This is a genomic window from Corallococcus terminator (assembly GCF_049194865.1).
GTDB lineage: Bacteria > Myxococcota > Myxococcia > Myxococcales > Myxococcaceae > Myxococcus > Myxococcus terminator_A.
In genome coordinates, this window is the sequence record NZ_JBLZWL010000077.1 from 1 (window position 1) to 17,822 (window position 17,822).

Sequence of the window (17,822 nt, forward strand, 5' to 3'; positions counted from 1 at the left end):
TCGCGCCCCCCATCCTGCCGCGCCCCATGCCTGTCCTTCGTGGTGCCGTCACCTTCTCGCGCTTCCGGGTCGAACCCGCCAAGGAAGCGCCTTCCGACATCAAGCGCTGGCTGACCCGTGGTCTCAAGGCGCACGCGTTCGAGCCCATCGACCGCCGCTCCGAGGATGACCGCGCGGCCGGCTTCGTCGAGCTGGAGAACGCGGACGCCGTCGAGTTCTCCGTCGGCCGTGTTTTTTACGGAGAGTATGTCCTCTTCTCCTTCCGCATCGACTCGCTGAAGGTCCCCGCCTCCGCGATGAAGGAGGAGATGGCGAAGTGGTCCACCAACTTCGAGGCGGAGAATGACCGTCCTCCCAGCCGTGGCGAGAAGACGCAGGCCAAGGCGCAGATCAAGCAGATGCTCCGCACGCGCGCCACGCCGCGCACCAACGTGCTGGACGTGAGCTGGAACCAGAAGACGCAGCAGCTTCAAATCTGGGCCGCGTCCCGCAAGGTGGTGGAGGAGATCCTCATCGCGCTGGAGAACGCGCTGGGCCTGAAGCTCGTGGGCCTGACGCCGGCCGCCATCGCCCAGACGTCGGGAATCGACGAGAACGCGCTGGGGCCCACGGCGGAGCTGATTGGCATGGACCTGCCGGCGACGTCGGCGGAGGTGGCACATGGCGAAGCGTGAGCAGGCGCGGGCGGATGCCGCCTTCGCGCGAGGAGAGGTCGGCGTCGATGGCGCCGCCACCGAGGAGACCAAGGACGTCGCCGAGGTGGAGCGTGGTCAGGCGCGAGAGCAGCTCCTGCGGGGCCGGGCGTACCTGGGCCGCGAGCTGCTGACGTGGATGCTGTGGCGCTCGGAGACGGGCGACGCGCTGGTGGAGCTGGAGGGTACGGGCGTCAACGTGCTCTTCATGGGCCGCATCACCCTGCGCGGCGTGGCGGGCGACGTCACGGAGCTGAGCGCGAAGGGCACGCTGGCGCCGTACTCGGAGCAGGTGAAGCACGCGTTGGACAAGGGCCTGCTGGTGGCCCAGGCGCGCATCCGCTTCACGCATGGCGAGAAGGAATACGAGGCCACGCTCGACTCGGAGTTCCTCGACGTTCGCGCCGCGAAGCTGCCCGCGCTGATGAGCGAGGAAGAGGATGACCAGCTCAACGAGCGGCTGTTCCTCACCGAGCAGCTGTCCGCGATGATCGACGCGCTGGTGGGCGACTTCCTCAAGATTCGCGTGGGGAAGACCTGGAGCAAGCAGGTGGTGCCGGCGATGAAGGAGTGGATGCGCGGCGACGAGCAGGGCGCCAACGCGCTCTCCAAGGCCGCGCGCGCCCGGGGCCGCGACGCCCGCGCTGCCCGGCACTGAGTTTCGGAGACGCTGACAGGGGCGTGGAGCCTCTGTCAGCGCCTCGCAATCCGTGAGCCTCGGCTTTCGCTCAGTGGGGAAACAGCGAAGGGGCGGCGAGCGGACCGAAGGACCGCGTCCCGGTCCCGAGCTGTCCGTTGAGATTGGTGCCCCATCCCCAGATGGAGCCATCCGTCCGGGACACCAGGACATGGGATGGGCCGGCCTCGAGGTTCTGGACGTCTGACAGGTTGGGGACCGGCGCGGGACTCGACCTCGAGGTCCAGGTCCCATCTCCCAGTTGCCCCACCGCGTTGCTGCCCCAGGCCCAGACGGTGCCATCGGACTTGAGCGCCAGCGAGCAGCCATCCCCTACCGTGATGGAGACCACGTCCGAGAGGCCCGCCACCTGGACGGGCGTCTGCCGGGTGAGGTTCGTCCCATCTCCGAGCTCGCCGTTGCCATTGGGGCCCCACGCCCACACGGTGCCGTCTGACTTGAGCGCCAGCGAGTGGTCCTCGGCCGCTACGGCGATGATGTCCGTGAGGAGGGAGACCTGCACGGGCGTCAGACGGTCAACCTCAGTTCCATCCCCAAGCTGGCCTGCCGAGTTGTTCCCCCAGGACCAGACGGTGCCGTCGGCCTTGAGCGCCAGCGAGAAATCCCAGCCTCCCGCGCTGGCGATGACGTTCGATAGTCCTGTCACCGGCTTCGGCTCAGCGCGTCCCCAGCGCGTGCCATCTCCGAGCTGACCGTAGCCATTGTTGCCCCAGGCCCACAGGGTTCCGTTGCCAGTGGCGGCCAACGAGTGGACGTGGCCGGCGGCCACGGAGACGACGTCCGTGAGCTGCGGAATCCGCGCGGGAGTGGGCAACGTGAGGCCGCCGGTGCGCCCGAGTTGATTATTCGAGTTGCGGCCCCAGCTCCACACCGTGCCATCCGTAGCCAGCGCCAACGCGTGGAAATAGCGCGCCGCGAGCGAGGTGACGGAGGGCAGATTGGAAACCTGGAGGAACCCCGGGCGGAAAAGGGTGGTCCCATCTCCCAGCTCACCATTGCCGTTGTGGCCCCATGCCCACACTGTTCCATCCGGCTTCAAGGCCAGTGAGAAGGCGTAGCCGGCCTGGAGGCGCGCCGGCCCGGTCATGAGGGAGGCAATCGGGCTGGGGTGGTAGTTCGGAACTCCGTTCCCAAGCTCACCCACCCTGTTGTTGCCCCAGGTCCACACGGCGCCATCGGACGTGCGCGCCAGCGAATGATAGTCCCCCGCCGCCAGCGCGACGCCGCCCGTGAGGCCCGTGACGGGGACGAAATTCCGCCTCTGGGTGGTCGTGCCGTCACCCACCTCCCCGAAGGTGCTGTCTCCCGCCGCCAGGACAATGCCGTTGGCCCCGAGCACCAGCGAATGAGAAGAGCCGGTGGCCACCGCCACGATTCCCGTCAGCCCGAGAATGGGTGCGGGTGCCCAACGGGAGGTGAGGGTTCCATCGCCCAGTTGGCCGTAACCGTTCGCACCCCAGGCCCAGACGCCGCCATCGGTCCGAATCGCCAGCACATGCCTGGCGGACACGTCGATGGCGGTGACGTTCGTCAGGCCGGGCACCCGCACAGGCGTGCGCCGGGTCATGGTGGTGCCATCTCCCAGGATGCCTCCCGAGTTGGAACCCCAGGCCCAGACCGTGCCATCGGCTTTGACCGCGAACGCGAAACCCCCAGCGGCGGTCAGTGCCGCGACACCGGTGAACCCTGGGATGGGCCCCGCCAGACGTCGTGACGTCGAGGTGCCATCCGCGAGCTGTCCGAAGGAGTTGTCGCCCCAGGCCCAAACCGTGCCATCGGTCTTGAGCGCCAGGGAGAAGTCAGTCCCCGCGGCCACGGCCTGAACGCCTGTAAGACCTGTCACCTGGACGGGCAGGGAGCGGTTGGTTGTCGTGCCGTCGCCAAGCTGCCCTTGGTAATTGCGGCCCCAGGTCCAGACGGTGCCGTCGGACTTGAGCGCCTGCGACCAGAGACCCCTCGCGGAAACGGCCACGACGTCCGTGAGCCCTACCACCCTGACGGGTGTCCGTCGGGTGAGTGTCGTGCCGTCTCCGAGCTGCCCAAACTCGTTGTCACCCGAAGCCCAAACCGTCCCATCCTCGGCGACCACCAGTGAGTGCCTGAATCCCACGGCGCTGCGCACACTCGCGGGTGGAGTGACATTGAGGGGTTGGCTCTGACGGGGTGGCGCCTCCGCTGCGCCGGGCGGCGCCTCCGCGCACCCCACTGCGAATAGCAGACTCAACGCCATACGGACAGACGTCAGCTTCAGACGGGCAGACATGGATGCCTCCAGTGCGGGAGAGGCATTCTGCCAGCAATGTCAGGCATTGGCGAAAGGGGCAGCGCGGACAATGGCGGGCGGAAAGTGTGGATAGAACATTCCTGCCACAGGGTTCGAGCGAAGAAGACCTGGAGCAAGCGAGCGGTGCCGATGATGACGGAGTGGCTGCGCGGCGGCGAACAAGGGGCTTGGCGACCGCGCGAATCCAGGATACCTCTCACAACCGCAGGGGCCGCAGCCAAAGGGATGGATCATCGGTTCATCCCTTGATGGAAAGCATATCCATGCAGGCATCCCTGCCGTTCCGCTCCGTGGCGGAGAAGCTCCAGAGTCGTCCCATTGCCCGCGCCCTGTCCCTGCTCCTTGTCCTGGGCGGAGGACTGGCGCACGGCACCAGCTCCCAGTCCGTGTCTCGCTCAACCCCCGCGAGCCTGGCGTCCCTGCTGCCAACGATGTGTGCCCGCGTCCACGGCACGGGTGACTTCCAGCGCGCCTTCTGCGCCACCGGCAACGTGGGCGCCACCTGTGTCGGCGATTCCGCCCGGACTTGCACCGATGACGGCAGCGCCATCCACCCGCGCTGGTATCAGGCAGCCATCGACTGGGCGAAGGCCAACGGCCACTCGAGGGTGGTGTTGGATCCAGGCACCATCACCATCTCCGAGGCGACGAAGCTCGCCTGGAGCTGGCCTTGGGGCAATGGCTTTGGCCTCCATGTCCCGGCGGGAATCCACCTGGAGGGGACGTCGCTGTCCCCGCCCACAATCATCAACGTCGACCATGCCACCACGAAGCTGAACGGGTTGATCATCGTCGCGGGCACGGGCACCGAGGAGGGCCTGCTCAACGACGCCAGCGTCTCCAACCTGACCCTGGTGGGGACGACGAACGTCGGCTACAGCCAGGGGCAGGAGTGCCCGGCGCGCGCCCACTCACTCAACTCCATCCTGGACCTGGATGGCTACGAGCCGCCCTCGCCCGCGCCCACGGTGTTCAACACGGGGACGATGCCGCGCCGGTGGACCGTCGGCGTCCAGGTCAACCACGCCGAGGCCATGAGTGGCCCGGCAGTGAATGTCCATCACCTGCGCATCGTCCACCTGGGGGCGGGCATCGCCTATGGCTGGAATACGGCCCACGTGAAGGAAGACCCCGCGTGTGAGACCAGGCCCGGTATCAAGATCTCCATCCAGCCGGCCAGCGCGACGTCGACCGGTCCCGGTAGCCCAGTGGTCTATCACTGCCCCAGCGGGTGGAACCTCAAGGCGCTGAGCCTCCGGCCCGGAACCGCGGAGTGCCGCCCCACGTCCTGCAATGTGGACGGCAGCATCCCCTCTGGACAGTGCCCGGCCCTGCCACCGCTGGGGGAAGGGGAGACGGTGCCGAACGGGATGTACTGCATGCGCGTCGACCCCACCACGGAGTTCGGAGCGCGGCGGTATTGCACGAACCAGCCGTTCGAGTTCCGCGGCAACGCCAATGCTCGCTCCCTGGTCCACCACAACTCCATCTGTGACGTGAACGTGGGCATCAACATCGTGGGCGGTAATGTCGACGTCTCCAAGAACGTCGTCCTGCGGGCGCCCCACAACGAGCCCCTCACCAGCAACTTCGGACTGAGCACGGACGGACACCTGCCGTACACCAGCTCGACGACGCACACCGAGAACTTCGTCTCCGGCTTCTCGCTGGGCTTCCTCACCGATGGCAGCCAGTACACCGTCGCGCCCCCGTGCGCGTTTCGCCAGTTGACCGGCTATGACATCGGAGATTTCGGCGACTACAACCACGTGCTCGAGTTGCAGCAGCACCTGCTCGACGATGCGCAGAAGTACTACGCGCTGACCGACCCGATGCGCGGCTTCATCGACCACGTGTATGTGCGGGACAACCGCTTCTACAAGAATCCGATTGGCATCACCTTCTACCGGGTCAACTGGGGCTTCGTCGGCTTCAACAAAATCGAGTCACAGCTCACCGGTGTGAAGGGGCAGCTCGGCGTCCTGGTCGACAACACGCTCAACAGCTGGGTCTACGGAAACACCATCCGAGACTTCAGCAGCAGCCTCGAGTTCCGAGGGTCGCCGGGCCATCAGTCGACGCTGGGCTCCTGCTACAATGGCAACCACGTGGTCTGTGATGCGCCGGGCTGCCCCAACTGGGCCAGCTACCCCAACGTGTTCTCGGGCAGCGATGTCGTGGGCGGCACGGCCTGCAACGTGGCGTACACGGCGAACTACTGCGCTGACTCGACGTCGCTGCCTTCACCCACGTTCCCCGTGGGTGTCACGAGGCAGTGCTACGCATACTGAAGTCTTGACGCTGCGGGGATGCGCGGCGCAGGGCAGGCCGCGCATCCCCGTGGTGGGGCGATAGCTCCTCGATTGACAGGGAGGTGTCGCCGAGACGTCACTGCACGAAGAGGACGAACGTCTCCCAGGCGCCGACCGCGGGGCGGTTGGCGTTCACTGCACCCGAGGTACTGCCGCCGCCGCCGTTCTCCGCCACCACGTACTGTCCATTGGAGGCTTGCAGGGCCACGCGGTCACCGGTCTGGAAGCGGCTTCGTCCTTCGAGGTTGATGAGACGGAAGGCCTCCCAGCCCTGGGCGACGGCGCGGTTGGCGTTGACCACGCCGCCGCCGCCGTTCTCGGCCGTGACGAACTGGCCGTTGAAGGCGCGCAGGTTGATGACGTCATTGTTGAGCAGCTCGCCGCCGTTCAGGTCGACGTAGCCGAAGCTCTCCCAGGTGCTGATGGCCAGACGGTCAGCGCCCACGAAATTGCCACCGCCGTTCTCCGCGACCAGGTAGTGGCCGGTGGCGGTGCGGAAGGCCAGGCTCGCCCCGCTCCGGGGATACAGCGCAAGCAGCGCGGTGACATCGCTGCCCGTGAACTCGCCGGTCTCCGACGAGCGGAAGCAGGCGTTCATGATCGAGCCACCGAGCACCGCGTTGGTCGGCGTGCCGGGGATGTGGATGGCTCCGACGCCCGCGGCGCCCTCGTTGCCGCCAGTGCCGCAGCTGATGGCGCGGTTGTAGTAGTCCGAGTGACGGAAGCCGAGGGTGTGGCCGAGCTCGTGCGTGATGACGTGCTCGATGACGTCGACACCGTACTGGCTGAGCAGGCCGCCAATGGTGATGGACCCGAAGGGCAGGCCGTTGGCCGGGAACCCCGCGACGCCGCCGTTCATGTTCGGGTCGATGTTGGCGTTGATGGTGAAGCTGCATCCGGTGCTCGGCGTGCGCGCCATCGAGAACCGGAGCGGCCGCTCCGCGTAGTTCTGGATGGCCAGGTTGAGGGCCGTGCTGAACACCCCGGTGAACGCGGAGCCGTTGACACAGATTTTCGTCACGGCCGCGCCGACGAGGTTGGTCGTGCGGTACTGCTCCTCGGAAGAAGGAGCCTGCAGCATCTCGCGAGAAGCCTCCAGGCTGACCTCCGCGTCCCGGCCCACATAGACGGTCTCGCCGACGACCTGGATGTCATTGGCCGGGAAGCCCGCCTGTATCAAGTTGTCGACGGTCTCCTGTGTCCGTGCGGGCTGCTCTCCGCAGCCGAAGACCAAGGCGCTGCTCGCGGCGAGCGCGAGAATGAAAAACTTCGAGGACCTGGGGGTGTGGTTCACAGGCAATCCTGTCGTGAAGGCCGGACGGATGAGACATTGCCTGCTCGAGCCTTCTCGCGAGCAGGATGCCCAACGCCTTATCAACCTCCATGTTCAGCGACTGCGGATTCGCGGGTGCTTCGCGCCCACGTGTCGCCTGGAACGCCACGGCGTCATCGTGGGACGCAGCCGTGTTCCTCCACTCCACAGTGTCGATGTCGCGGCGCGCGGCTCGTGAGTTGCGGGCTCACGGTGCGGGAGGCGAGAGCGCCCGGAATCCCTCCGCGAGCGCGATGCCGATGTTGCCCATCAGGTCCTGTCGCGCGTTGACTACATAGAGATGCGGAGTGAGCGCCCACACCTCACGGACGATGCGGCGCGCAGGGGGAGGGGGCTGCGTGCTCAGCTCCGCCTGGAGCAGCGGCAGCACCTTGTCGGACAACCGCAGGGCCGTGTCCATCACGAACACCGCCACGTGCGGACGCAGCGCGCGCACGCGTCGGAAGAAAGCCCCCACCTCATCCGGCGCCAGGTGCTTGGGTGGCGACGACTTCATCTCCAGATAGACGAGCCGTCCCTCCGCCGTGCCCACGACATCCAGGTCTCCACCCACGTCGGGCGCGTGGAACTTCACGCCCGCCGCCACGTCGAAGCCGAAGCGGCCTCGCAGCTCATGCGCGACGTACCACTCCAACGTTCCGCCGAAGCTCGCCGCGGGATGGACCAGTTGGTATCGGCCGTCCGTCTCGCGCGTGGCCAGGTCCAGGGACACCAGGTCCTCGGCGAAGGCCGTGGCGCCGGCCTCCTCCAGATAGCGAGTGGCCTCCATCGGCGTGAAGCTCCCTCGTCTCAGGATGGCGCCGCGCAGGAACAGGCGGAAGGCGTAGTGGCCCAGCCGCTCCACGAGCCGCTCCGCCCGCGCGCCGCTCACGTCGGCGGGGAAGGGCAGGTCCAAGGGCGCGACGGTGGCCGGGAAGCCCCGGCGCGCCAGCATCGCGAGGGGCTCGTTGCCGGGTGGCAACAACAGACGCGGCTCGGGCGCTGCGCTGGCCTCGCCCAACTCCAGCTCACGCGCCGTGGGAAGTTCGTCCTCGGGGGGCGGCTGCTCCGTCATGGCCCTACCCTAGCCCGCTTCCAGGTAGGGGATGGGGCAGCGACTCACTGCACATAGACAGGGCAGTAGCGCAGGAACTCCGTCACGGGAGGCTGGCAGAGCTGGAGGATGCGGGAGTCGTCACCAAAGCTCTTGCTGCGCGCCTGGAGGTAGCAAGCCGCGGGGTCATCCTCGTTCGTGGCGAACTGGCAGAGCTGGAGCGCCTGCGCCTGCGTCAGCGAGCCCTCGTCCTGGACCTGCAGGAAGCACTTCGCGGGAGCGTCGGAGCGGGCGCCGCGACAGAGCTGGGTGGCCACATAGTCGTCGCTGAGCCCTCCCTGGCTCGCGGCCGAGTAGCAGGAGACCTGGGGGGCGACCGCCGCCTCGTCGTCGTCCTGAGCGAGCCCGCTTGCCGGAGCGACGAGCAGGAGCAATGCACCCAATCCTCCCGAGCTGGCGAGCGGAAGGACGGACCGGAACCTGGAGCTGGATGATTTCATCGCGGGCCTCGTGCCGAAAATCTAGGGCGCCGACCGCCGCGCGGAAGAAAACGCACGCCCTCCGCGAGGCCGCCAGGCTGGAGACCTGCCCAGGACGACCAAGCGCCTTGTACAGTGCCCGGCGCGCAGGGCAGCGGAGGGGACATGGCCGACGTGGCATCCAGTCTGGGCTCGGAGTGGCGGGCGTGGCTGGCGGAGAACGTGGTGCGGGGCGTGGCCTCGGCGCGGCTCGTCGACACGCTGGTGTCGGCGGGCGTGCCGCTCGCGAGCGCTCACGCGGAAATCGAAGCCACGCGTGCGCATCCGGCCGTGGCGGCGGGTCTACGTCGCATGGGTCCTCACGAGGACATGCTCTCGCTGCTCGACACCCGCGTCGCGCTGCACCGTCACTCCGGACGGCACCGACGCCTGGAGCGCCAGGAGCACCTGTCCGTGAGCACCCTCATGCAGCGCTACTACCTGGCGCACGAGCCCGTGCTGCTCGCGGGCTTCATGCGGGACTGGCCATTGATGGCGAACTGGCGGCCGGAGGCGCTCGCGCGGCGTCACGGTGACGTGGAGGTGGAGGTCATGGTCGGCCGCGAGGCGCGCGCGGACCACGACGTGGAGCCGGATGCCTGTCGCGCGGTGATGCGCCTGGGCGAGTTCCTCCGCAGGCTGGAGGAGGGCGGCCCCACCAATGACCTCTACCTCACGGCTCGCAACTTCGCCCTGGAGCGCGAGGAGCTGCGCGGGCTGCTCGACGACGTGCGCTATCCACCGGGCCTGTTGCGCGCGTCAACGCGGGCCGGCGCGGTGAAGCTCTGGGTGGGACCTTCGGGCACGCGGACGGAGCTTCATCACGACCTGGGCACCGTCCTCTTCGGCCAGGTCTTCGGCCGCAAGCGCTTCCGGCTCATCCCCTCGTTCCACACCCACCACGTCTACAGCCACCTCGAGGTGTGGAGCCAGGTCGACGCCGACCGTCCCGACCTCACGCGCTTCCCCGCATACCGCGAGGCGGACGTCCTCGAAGTCATCGTCGAGCCCGGCGACATGCTGCTGATTCCCGCCGGTTGGTGGCACTGGGTGCACGCGCTCGACGTCAGCGTGTCCGTCACCTTCCAGGAGTTCGACGTCCCGGAGGGCAATACGTGGTGGAAGCTGGGATGACGCCCTTGCGTCGCGCCTTCATTTCTCCAGCGGCGGTGTGGTGGGCGGCGGGGTGGGAATGGCGCGTTCCTCCGGCGGCGCGGAATGACCTCCCGGGTTGGGGACGATGCGCGGCGCTATCCGCGTGGCCGGGTTGGGTGGCGGGTTCGGGACGATTTTTGGAACTGGATCATTCGAAGTCGTCATGCGGTCCCCAATGCAACGGAGTGGCCTACCCGGGTGGTATATCGCACCGCGCGAACCATGACTCCTGACGAGCGCGAGAGCCTGCCGCCCCCGGTGCGTTCCTGGCTCGCTGAAAACTTGACCGTGGGCGTGGACCCCTCACGGCTCGTCCAGGCGCTCCAGGCCCGGGGCCTGTCCGAGTCCCAGGCCCGCGAGGCCGTGGACGCCGTCGCCTCCCACCCCGCGGTGCGTCACGGCCAGCAGGCCACGTCCCGGCGCCGGGAGCTGGAGGGGCTGCTGGAGGCGCGGGCCCGGCTCCATGCCCAGCACCACCCGGGCGCATCCCCGGTAGGCGTCGAGCGGCGGCGCCACTTGTCGCCCGAGGCGTTCTTCGAGCGCTACTACGTCAACAACCAGCCCGTCGTCCTCGAGGGCTTGCTGGACGACTGGCCGGCGCTGTCTCGCTGGTCCCCGGAGTGGCTGGCGGAGCGTTTCGGTGACGAGGAGGTGGAGGTCATGGCGGGCCGCGACGCGGAGCCGGACCCGGACTTCCATGCGGAGCGCCTGCGCCGGACGCTGCCCCTTCGCGAACTGGTGGCCCACGTGCGTGGCACCCGGTCGTCGGACGACGTGTACCTGGTGGCACGCAACAGCCTGTTGCTGCGCGCCGCGTTCCGTCCGTTGCTCGACGACCTGACTCCGCCCAGGGGCTTCATCCATCCGGACCTGAGCGCCCCGGACAGCGTGCACCTGTGGTTCGGCCCGGCGGGGACGCTGTCGAACCTCCACCACGACCACCTCAATGTCCTCTTCTGCCAGGTGCTGGGCCGCAAGCGCTTCTGGCTGGCACCGCCCTGCGAGACGCCCCGGCTCTACAACGACAGGGGCCTCTACAGCGCGGTGGACATCCTCGCGCCGGACGCGGGCCGCTTCCCGGACTTCGCGCGGGCCACGCTTCACTCGTGCGTGGTGGGGCCAGGTGACGCGCTCCTGATTCCGGTGGGGTGGTGGCACGCGGTGCAGGCGCTCGACGTGAGCGTGTCGGTGACGTTCGTCAGCTTCGACCGGCCGGAGCGCAACGTGGAGTGGCGTGACTATTGGATTGGCCCCAGGCCAGAGAAGGTCCAGCGATGACGGATGCGGACACGCGCGCTCCTGGAGCGCGCACGACGGGCTCGCTCGCGCCGGAGTGGCGGCGCTGGGTGGTGGAGAACCTGTTGCGCGGCGCGGAGCATGACGACCTCGTCTCCGTCCTGGAGCGCTCGGGCGTCGACCCGGCGCTCGCGCGCGCGGCCGTGCGGGCCGAGGCCGAGGACCCCTGCTACGTGGGCGCCGCCCGCGCCGTCGCGATGCAACGCAAGCTGGAGGGCCTGCTGGACCTCTACGGAGATCTCCATCGCCAGTCGGCGGACCCCACGCACGTCGCGCGCCATGACGCGCTGACGCCCGAGGACTTCTTCGAGCGCTACTACTTCCAGAACCTCCCCGTGGTGGCGCGCGGCACGGTGCTGGCGGACTCCGAGGACACGGGTTCGCTGCTGACCACGCTGGCGCGCGAGGCCAGCGCCACGAGCGTCGTCGTGCCTCCTGGCGCCTCCGAGCTGTCGCGCGTCTCGGTGCGTGCTCCAGAAGGACTGGTGACGGCGGATGCGCCCGCGGGCCTGTGGTGGGACGCGCCAGGCGCGGAGGTGCCCCTGGCGCCCTCGCGCCGCAACACGCTGGTGTGTCAGGTGCGGGGGCACCGGTGGCTCCAACTCGTGCCCGCCTATGCGTTGCATCGCGTGCTGGGCGCCGCCTCGGTGCCCGAAGGGGTGCCGCGTTTGGAGGTGGAGCTGTCGCCCGGTGAGCTGCTGCTGCTGCCCGTGGGGTGGTGGTTCGCGCATCGCTCGCCAGAGGGCGGCGCCGCAATCGTCTTCGAGTCCTTCGCCGCGCCCGAGCCCAACGTGTCGTGGACGCCCCGGCCGGAGTCCCGCGAACCTACGCCTCCTCCTCGCTCTCGAGTCGACTGAGGAGCTGCCGCGCGAACTCTCGCAGCGCGGGCGCGGAGGGCTCGCGCTCCAATCGCACCAGCGAGTCGCGGATGAGGGTGAGCCTTCCCGCCTGCGCGAGAATCTTCAGCGCTCGCAACTGCAACAGCTCCTCGGGAGGCATGGAGTGGGGGACGGGAGGTTGTCCTCGCAAGGGCACCCGTCCTCGCTGCACCAGCAGGTCCACCAGCACTCCCACGTCTGCGTCCTCCAGGGGGCTGACGGCCAGGTCCCGGGTGGAGACCTCCATCTGCTCCAGGGCATCCATCAGCTCCCCCCAGGCGAAGCCGCGGAGCGGGGGTTTTCGCTCCGCCACCATCCGCCTGAGCTGTTCGCGTGTCGTCGGCATGACAACTCCTAGCGTGTCCACATGATGTCTATCTCCGGGACTTGCTCCGTCCCGACGGTGATGCCGAGCTCATCGCGTCCCAGGTCCACCTCCCAGAGTCTTCCATTCGCCCGCAGCGTCCCCATGAGGAAGGGCAGCGTCGGGTGCAGGTAGCGGCGCCTGAAGGAAGACTCCACGCCCAGTCTGACGGGGCGGCCATCCGCGGAGGGCAGCGGCATGTCCAGCGCCACCGCCTCTGTCCGGAAGCAGGCGTCGTAGAGGTAGAGCCGCCCCGAGTCCTCCAGGAAGTTGAGGCAGTGGCCGTCGTCCCAACCGGCCATGAAGACATACCGGGACTCCACGCGGCCCAGCAGCTCCACCGGCTCGTCGGGTGAGAAGGGATAGCGCACGCAGTCGTGGAAGCGCCCGTGCAGGCACGTCAGACGGCTGGGCTCGAACTGGTTGATGCCTGGCGTGACGGCCACCATCGCCTCCCAGCGCACCTCGTCCGTGCGCGGGTCGTCCTTGGGCACCAGGTGCAGCGTGCGGCCCTCCAGCGTCACGCCCTGACAGTTGGCGAGCTGCTGGAAGAGTTGATACCAGCCGCCACACATCCCGCCGCCCACGGTCAGCATGTGGCGCACCGTCCACGCGGGCACGCCGTAGCGCAGGCCCGTCTCCGGCAGGCCCCGCAGCAGCGCGTCGCAGATGTCCTTGCGCGACTCCAGCCTCTCGCACCAGCGCGAGGACCAGCGCACCAGCGGCACATAGGCGCCGGAGGGTGGCGCTCCCGCTCCACCATCACGCATGGGCGCGCCGGTGGTGAACAGCTCATGGCGGCTGTTGCCCAGGAAGAGGCGGCGCGCGCTCCCGTCCGCGTCCGTCCACTCGGCCACCCACTGGAGCTCCAGCGCGTGCGTGCCGATGTGATTGGGCAGCGGCCGGTTGAAGGACACCGGCTCCGCGAGCGTGTTCCAGCCCGCCGTGCGCTCCAGGCTCACCGGATGCGGCCCGAGCCAGCGGATGGGCGTGTCCGGGCCATGGGCCGCTGACAGAGATGGGCCGAAGGCGCTCAGCTCGAATGAGGCGGGGACGAAGTGGTTCGCCAGCAGGGAGATGAGGACGGAGGGCCGTGCGCCGCGCACGTAGGCCACGGGCTCGGCGCGGTGGTCTCGAATCCACTCGGGCTGCTCCCCCAGCCGGGTGTCCGTGACGGGACTCCACAAGGGAATCGTGCCGCTGTCCGCGTCTCCCCGGTCGAAGTGCAGGCTGTAGATGGCCAGCGGTTCCGCGTCGTGCATGTCCACCCCCCCTCGCCCGTGCCGGAGGGGCACGGACACTGCTTCACGGCCTCCGGCGACGCCCCCACGGGCCTCCGGTGGGCCTACTCATACAACAAGACGCGCGTCACCCACGGCGCGCCCTTCACCTCGCGCAGCCAGCGCAGTCGCTCCGCGCGCAGCGCCACCGCCGGCGTCGCCCCCGCGTGGATGCGCTCCCGCACACCCTGGAAGAAGCGGCCCGCCGAGTCCGGGATGTCCACCGTCGCCGCGAACACCGCGCGCGCGCCCGCGCCCACGAAGGCCTGGGGCAGTGAGGACGTCTGATGCAACAGCGGCGGCAGCCGCGCCGCGCTGCACGCGCCCAGCAACACCACGGGCGAGCCCTCCAGGCGCACCTGCTTCAGCGCCTCCGACGTCAATGCGTAGCGGCCGTCGTACTCGGGCGCCAGGGCGATGACGGGCGCCTCCGACAGGCTGCGGTCCACCACGCCATGCGCGTGGAACTCGATGTCGGTGGCCCGCGCCATCGCCTCCAGCACGCGCGAGGGCGTGGCCTGCGCGGCGGACAGCTCCATCGACTGGCCGATGGGGGCGGGCGTGGACTCCCACGAGGACAGCCGCGCCAGTCCCAGTCCCGAGGGCGTCTCCACGTTGGCCACCACCAGGTGCAGGGGCGGAGGCGGCTTCTTCTTGGGCTCCGTCGCGACGCCCGTGGCCACGCGGTAGCTCCACGCCATCTCTGGCGGGAGCAGTCCGGCCCGGCTGTCGAGGGGCGGCGCGGCGAGCACGTCCACCCGAGGGCACGTGCGCAGCAGCGTCAGCAGCTTCTCCGGCACCAGCCCGGACAGGTCTTCGCCCAGGGGCTCCTTGCGGGAGGCGTCATGGTGGCCGAGCACCTGGCTGCGGGGCCCGAGCGCGACCACCACGGTGCGCTCGGCTTCCGTCGCGGCGATGAGCGCGCACTGCTTGGGACTGGTGACGCCCAGGTGGCTCGCCACGACGCCCGGTACCTCGGAGAAGGCGCCCGCCTCTCCGGCCGTGACGGCCATCGTCTGGTAGGCCACCGCCACCGCGTCGCGCGCGTCAGCGTCCGTGGTCAGGAACGGCGTGGCCTCCTTGATGACCGCGGAGAGCCGCTCGTTGCCCTGCTTCCGGTCCTTCAACAGCTCGAAGCGCGCCCGCACCAGCTGGGTGAGCATGCGGCGGCCGGGGGTCTCCCGCGTCGCCTGGGCCCGGGCCAGCTCGGCGGTGATCTGCGCCGCGTCCTCCGGCCGAGGATCCATCCGCATGAGGTCGGTGAGAATCCACGCGCCGATGAGGCCCACGGAAGCGTCGCACTCCTGTGCGCGCACCAGGGCGCGGCGGGCCTCCTTCGGCCGCAGGCGCATCAGCTCCAGGGCCGCCACGTTGCGGTGGACGTAGTTCTTCACGTCGCAGGTGTCCGGCGCTCGGGCCAGGTACTCGGCCAGGTACGCGCGCGCGGAGGCCACGCGGAACTGGAATCGCGCCGCCTGGGCGAGCGCGCGCAGGGCCGCGGACTCCAGCTCCCACTCGCCCATCGCCTGGGCCTCGCGCCAGCTCGCGAGGGCCGTCTCCTCGGCCTCCGACAGCCGGTTGGCGGACGTGGCCCGGTGGCTCACCTTGCGCAGCAGGTCCGAGCAGCGCGGGCGCAGCCGCTTCTCGCGACACAGCGTCAGCGCGGCCTTGAGGCGCTGGTCGGCCTGCCACGACTCGCCCGCGAGGCCCTCCTGCCGCGCCAGCTCGTCCTGCACCAGCAGGTGGATCCACGGGTCGTTCCATTGGCGGGCCAGCTGCTCCAGCTCCTCGGGCGGGCCCTGGGCCTCTGGCGACAGCAGGCGCGCGCCGAGCAGCAGGTCATGCTCCCCCGCGCCACGCAGGCGCGTGAGGAGCTCCGAGGAGGCGGGCTGACGCTCGCGCACGAGCCGTGCGTACTCGGCGGCCAGCGTCGCGCGTCGCGTGAAGTCCCGCGTGGCGATGGCGCGGGTGTGGTCGGCCAGGGCGGTGCCGCCGTGGATGCGGTCCAACAGCTCCGCCAGCGGCAGCAATGCCAGCACCCGGGCGGAGGTGGGCGCGGTGCGCACTGCGTCGTAGAAGAGGCCGCGAGAGATGCCTGGATGCTGGCGCGCCTCTTCCAGGGGAATGGGGAGCGTGGGGTCCTGGGCCAGCTTCGTGAGCGCGGCCCGCGTGCGCTTCCAGGACTCGGCCCGCTGGCTCACGGAAGCCCGCAGCGAAGCCGCGTGTTCACGGGCCTCCGCGCTCCAGCCGGGCTCGCCCAGGGCGGCCACCTCCTCGAAGACGGACGCCGCGAGCAGGTGCAGCCCCATCTCCCTCAGCACGAGCGCCCGGTTCCACAAGGCCTGGGGATGACGGGGCGAGGTCTCCAGGATGCCGTCGAGCGAGGTCAGCGCCTCGTCATGGCGCTTCAGCAGGAAGGCGGCGACGGCCTGGTCGTTTTCGCGATTCAGCGACGGCGGTGCATGCGCGAGGTGCGCGAGCCCCTGCTGCGGATCTCCATGCAGCAGATAGGACGCGGCGATGCCCGCGCGGTCTCCGCTCTCCTCCAGCCGGGCCAGCTCTCGCAGGGGCACGGCGATGGAGGGACGCTCCTCGCGGGGACGGGCGTAGGGACGGTGGACATCCGCGGCGGGCACGCTGAGGCGCGGCTCCAGCGGACGGGTGCGCGTGTCGGTGAGCCACAGCAGCTCGTCGCGACGGCTGGTCAGCGGCCCGGAGCGCGCGATGAGGAGGGCGGGGAAGACGAGCAGGGGGATGAGGTGCCACGCACGCAGGCGCGGGACGCGTCGCCCGCGATTGGACTTCCCTGGTGCATCCAGCTCTGCAGCCATTCGCTGGACCCTCCCCGTCGCTCCACGTCCCATGGCGTGGAGCCATCACTGAGACTCCGAGTCTTAAGCCATAACGCCTGACTGGGACAAATCGTCGCAGTGAAAGACTTGCTGGGTTGGAGTTGACGGCCTGAGTCATGACGGCCCGGGTGTGCGTCTGGGAGCCTCGCGAGCGCCTCGCGGAGCTAGGGTATCGGCATGTTCATCGTCATCCTCGGCGCTGGTGTGTCGGGCCTGTCATGCGGCATCCGGTTGCTGGAGGCGGGGCACTCGGTGGAGGTGTGGGCGCGAGAGCTTTCCCCGCACACGACGTCGGATGTCGCCGCGGCGGTCTGGTACCCCTACCGGGCGTGGCCCCAGGAGCGCGTCCTCGCGTGGGCGAAGCGGACGTACACCGTGCTGGAGTCACTGGCGCGCGAGCATCCCGACGCGGGCATCCTGCGCGTCCCCGGCGTGGAGGTGTTCCGGCGTCACGTCGAGGACCCGTGGTGGCGTGACAGCGTGCCGGACTTCCGTCGGGCGCGCGCGGAGGAGCTGCCGCCGGGTTTGTTGGAGGGTTATCACTTCACCGCGCCCGTCATCGAGATGCCGCGCTACCTGCCGTTCCTCATGGGGCGCCTGCGCGAGCTGGGAGGCCAGGTCGTCCAGCGCGAGGTGCGCTCCCTGGAGGAGGCGTGGGCGCGCACGCCCCTCGTGGTCAACTGTACGGGCCTGGGGGCGCGCGGACTCGTGGGCGACGAGACGCTCTTTCCGGTGCGGGGTGAGGTGCTGCGGGTGACGCCGGCACCCACGGACCGCTTCATCTTCGATGACGAGTGCGAGCACGGCATCGCCTACGTCATTCCCCGCGCCCACGACTGCATCCTCGGCGGCACGGTGGTGGAGGGGAATGCATCGCTCGTTCCCGACGCGGACGAGGCCCGGAGCATCCTGGAGCGCAACGCGCCGCTGCTGCCTCCAGGCGTGCCGCTGAACGTCGTGGAGCACAAGGTCGGGCTGCGCCCCGGACGCCCCACGGTGCGACTGGAGGCGGAGGTCGTCGGCGAGCGCGTCGTGGTGCATGACTACGGCCACGGGGGCGCGGGGGTCACGCTGTCGTGGGGCTGCGCGGAGGAGGTCGTCCAGCTCGTCTCCGCGCACGCCCGTTGA

General features: G+C 69.4%; 14 protein-coding genes. 7 read left to right on the plus strand and 7 right to left on the minus strand.

Annotated features, from left to right (window positions below; all coding sequences use genetic code 11):
* Nucleotides 1-26: 26 nt before the first annotated feature.
* Complete coding sequence (gene rdgC / locus ACN469_RS24780) at nt 27-674, plus strand: recombination-associated protein RdgC (protein WP_498771520.1); 648 nt, start codon at nt 27-29, stop codon at nt 672-674.
* A complete protein-coding gene (locus ACN469_RS24785; protein WP_498771395.1) occupies nt 661-1,350 on the plus strand; it encodes a hypothetical protein in 690 nt (229 codons plus the stop codon). The genes rdgC and ACN469_RS24785 overlap by 14 nt, the downstream gene beginning before the upstream one ends.
* A gap of 70 nt (nt 1,351-1,420) precedes the next feature.
* Here ACN469_RS24785 and ACN469_RS24790 read toward each other — a convergent pair whose 3' ends face one another.
* Nucleotides 1,421-3,652: an RCC1 domain-containing protein gene (locus ACN469_RS24790; protein ID WP_498771397.1), complete on the minus strand. Its 2,232-nt coding sequence runs from the start codon at nt 3,650-3,652 to the stop codon at nt 1,421-1,423.
* Between the two features lie 284 nt (nt 3,653-3,936).
* Here ACN469_RS24790 and ACN469_RS24795 point away from each other — a divergent pair, with 284 nt between their 5' ends.
* Nucleotides 3,937-5,964 (plus strand): hypothetical protein, encoded by a 2,028-nt coding sequence (locus ACN469_RS24795; RefSeq protein ID WP_498771399.1) that lies wholly within the window; start codon nt 3,937-3,939, stop codon nt 5,962-5,964.
* Between the two features lie 97 nt (nt 5,965-6,061).
* Here ACN469_RS24795 and ACN469_RS24800 read toward each other — a convergent pair whose 3' ends face one another.
* The 3 genes from ACN469_RS24800 to ACN469_RS24810 form a co-directional block, all read right to left on the minus strand.
* Nucleotides 6,062-7,219 (minus strand): M57 family metalloprotease, encoded by a 1,158-nt coding sequence (locus tag ACN469_RS24800; protein ID WP_498771401.1) that lies wholly within the window; start codon nt 7,217-7,219, stop codon nt 6,062-6,064.
* A 286-nt stretch (nt 7,220-7,505) separates the two neighbouring features.
* Nucleotides 7,506-8,372 (minus strand): hypothetical protein, encoded by an 867-nt coding sequence (locus ACN469_RS24805; RefSeq protein WP_498771403.1) that lies wholly within the window; start codon nt 8,370-8,372, stop codon nt 7,506-7,508.
* A 44-nt stretch (nt 8,373-8,416) separates the two neighbouring features.
* Nucleotides 8,417-8,794 (minus strand): hypothetical protein, encoded by a 378-nt coding sequence (locus ACN469_RS24810; RefSeq protein WP_498771405.1) that lies wholly within the window; start codon nt 8,792-8,794, stop codon nt 8,417-8,419.
* A gap of 201 nt (nt 8,795-8,995) precedes the next feature.
* On the opposite strand from ACN469_RS24810, the gene ACN469_RS24815 reads away from it, so the two are divergent.
* The 3 genes from ACN469_RS24815 to ACN469_RS24825 all read left to right on the plus strand — a co-directional run bounded on the left by ACN469_RS24815 (nt 8,996) and on the right by ACN469_RS24825 (nt 12,177).
* Complete coding sequence (locus ACN469_RS24815) at nt 8,996-10,003, plus strand: cupin-like domain-containing protein (RefSeq protein WP_498771406.1); 1,008 nt, start codon at nt 8,996-8,998, stop codon at nt 10,001-10,003.
* A 243-nt stretch (nt 10,004-10,246) separates the two neighbouring features.
* On the plus strand, nt 10,247-11,302 hold the full coding sequence (locus ACN469_RS24820) for a cupin-like domain-containing protein (RefSeq protein WP_498771408.1): 1,056 nt from the start codon (nt 10,247-10,249) through the stop codon (nt 11,300-11,302).
* The gene (locus ACN469_RS24825; RefSeq protein ID WP_498771410.1) at nt 11,299-12,177 is read left to right on the plus strand and encodes a hypothetical protein; all 879 of its coding nucleotides are present in this window, start codon (nt 11,299-11,301) and stop codon (nt 12,175-12,177) included. Before ACN469_RS24820 ends, ACN469_RS24825 begins: the two co-directional genes overlap by 4 nt.
* Here the strand turns inward: ACN469_RS24825 and ACN469_RS24830 are convergent.
* The 3 genes from ACN469_RS24830 to ACN469_RS24840 all read right to left on the minus strand — a co-directional run bounded on the left by ACN469_RS24830 (nt 12,146) and on the right by ACN469_RS24840 (nt 16,673).
* Nucleotides 12,146-12,544, minus strand: a complete 399-nt coding sequence (locus tag ACN469_RS24830; RefSeq protein ID WP_498771412.1) for a hypothetical protein — start codon at nt 12,542-12,544, stop codon at nt 12,146-12,148. The two genes, ACN469_RS24825 and ACN469_RS24830, sit on opposite strands and share 32 nt — an antisense overlap.
* A gap of 8 nt (nt 12,545-12,552) precedes the next feature.
* On the minus strand, nt 12,553-13,824 hold the full coding sequence (locus tag ACN469_RS24835) for a hypothetical protein (RefSeq protein ID WP_498771414.1): 1,272 nt from the start codon (nt 13,822-13,824) through the stop codon (nt 12,553-12,555).
* A gap of 83 nt (nt 13,825-13,907) precedes the next feature.
* A complete protein-coding gene (locus tag ACN469_RS24840; RefSeq protein WP_498771416.1) occupies nt 13,908-16,673 on the minus strand; it encodes a CHAT domain-containing protein in 2,766 nt (921 codons plus the stop codon).
* A 198-nt stretch (nt 16,674-16,871) separates the two neighbouring features.
* Between ACN469_RS24840 and ACN469_RS24845 the strand changes: the two genes are divergently transcribed.
* Entirely contained in the window at nt 16,872-17,822 is a 951-nt protein-coding gene (locus ACN469_RS24845) for an FAD-dependent oxidoreductase (protein WP_498771417.1), read from the plus strand.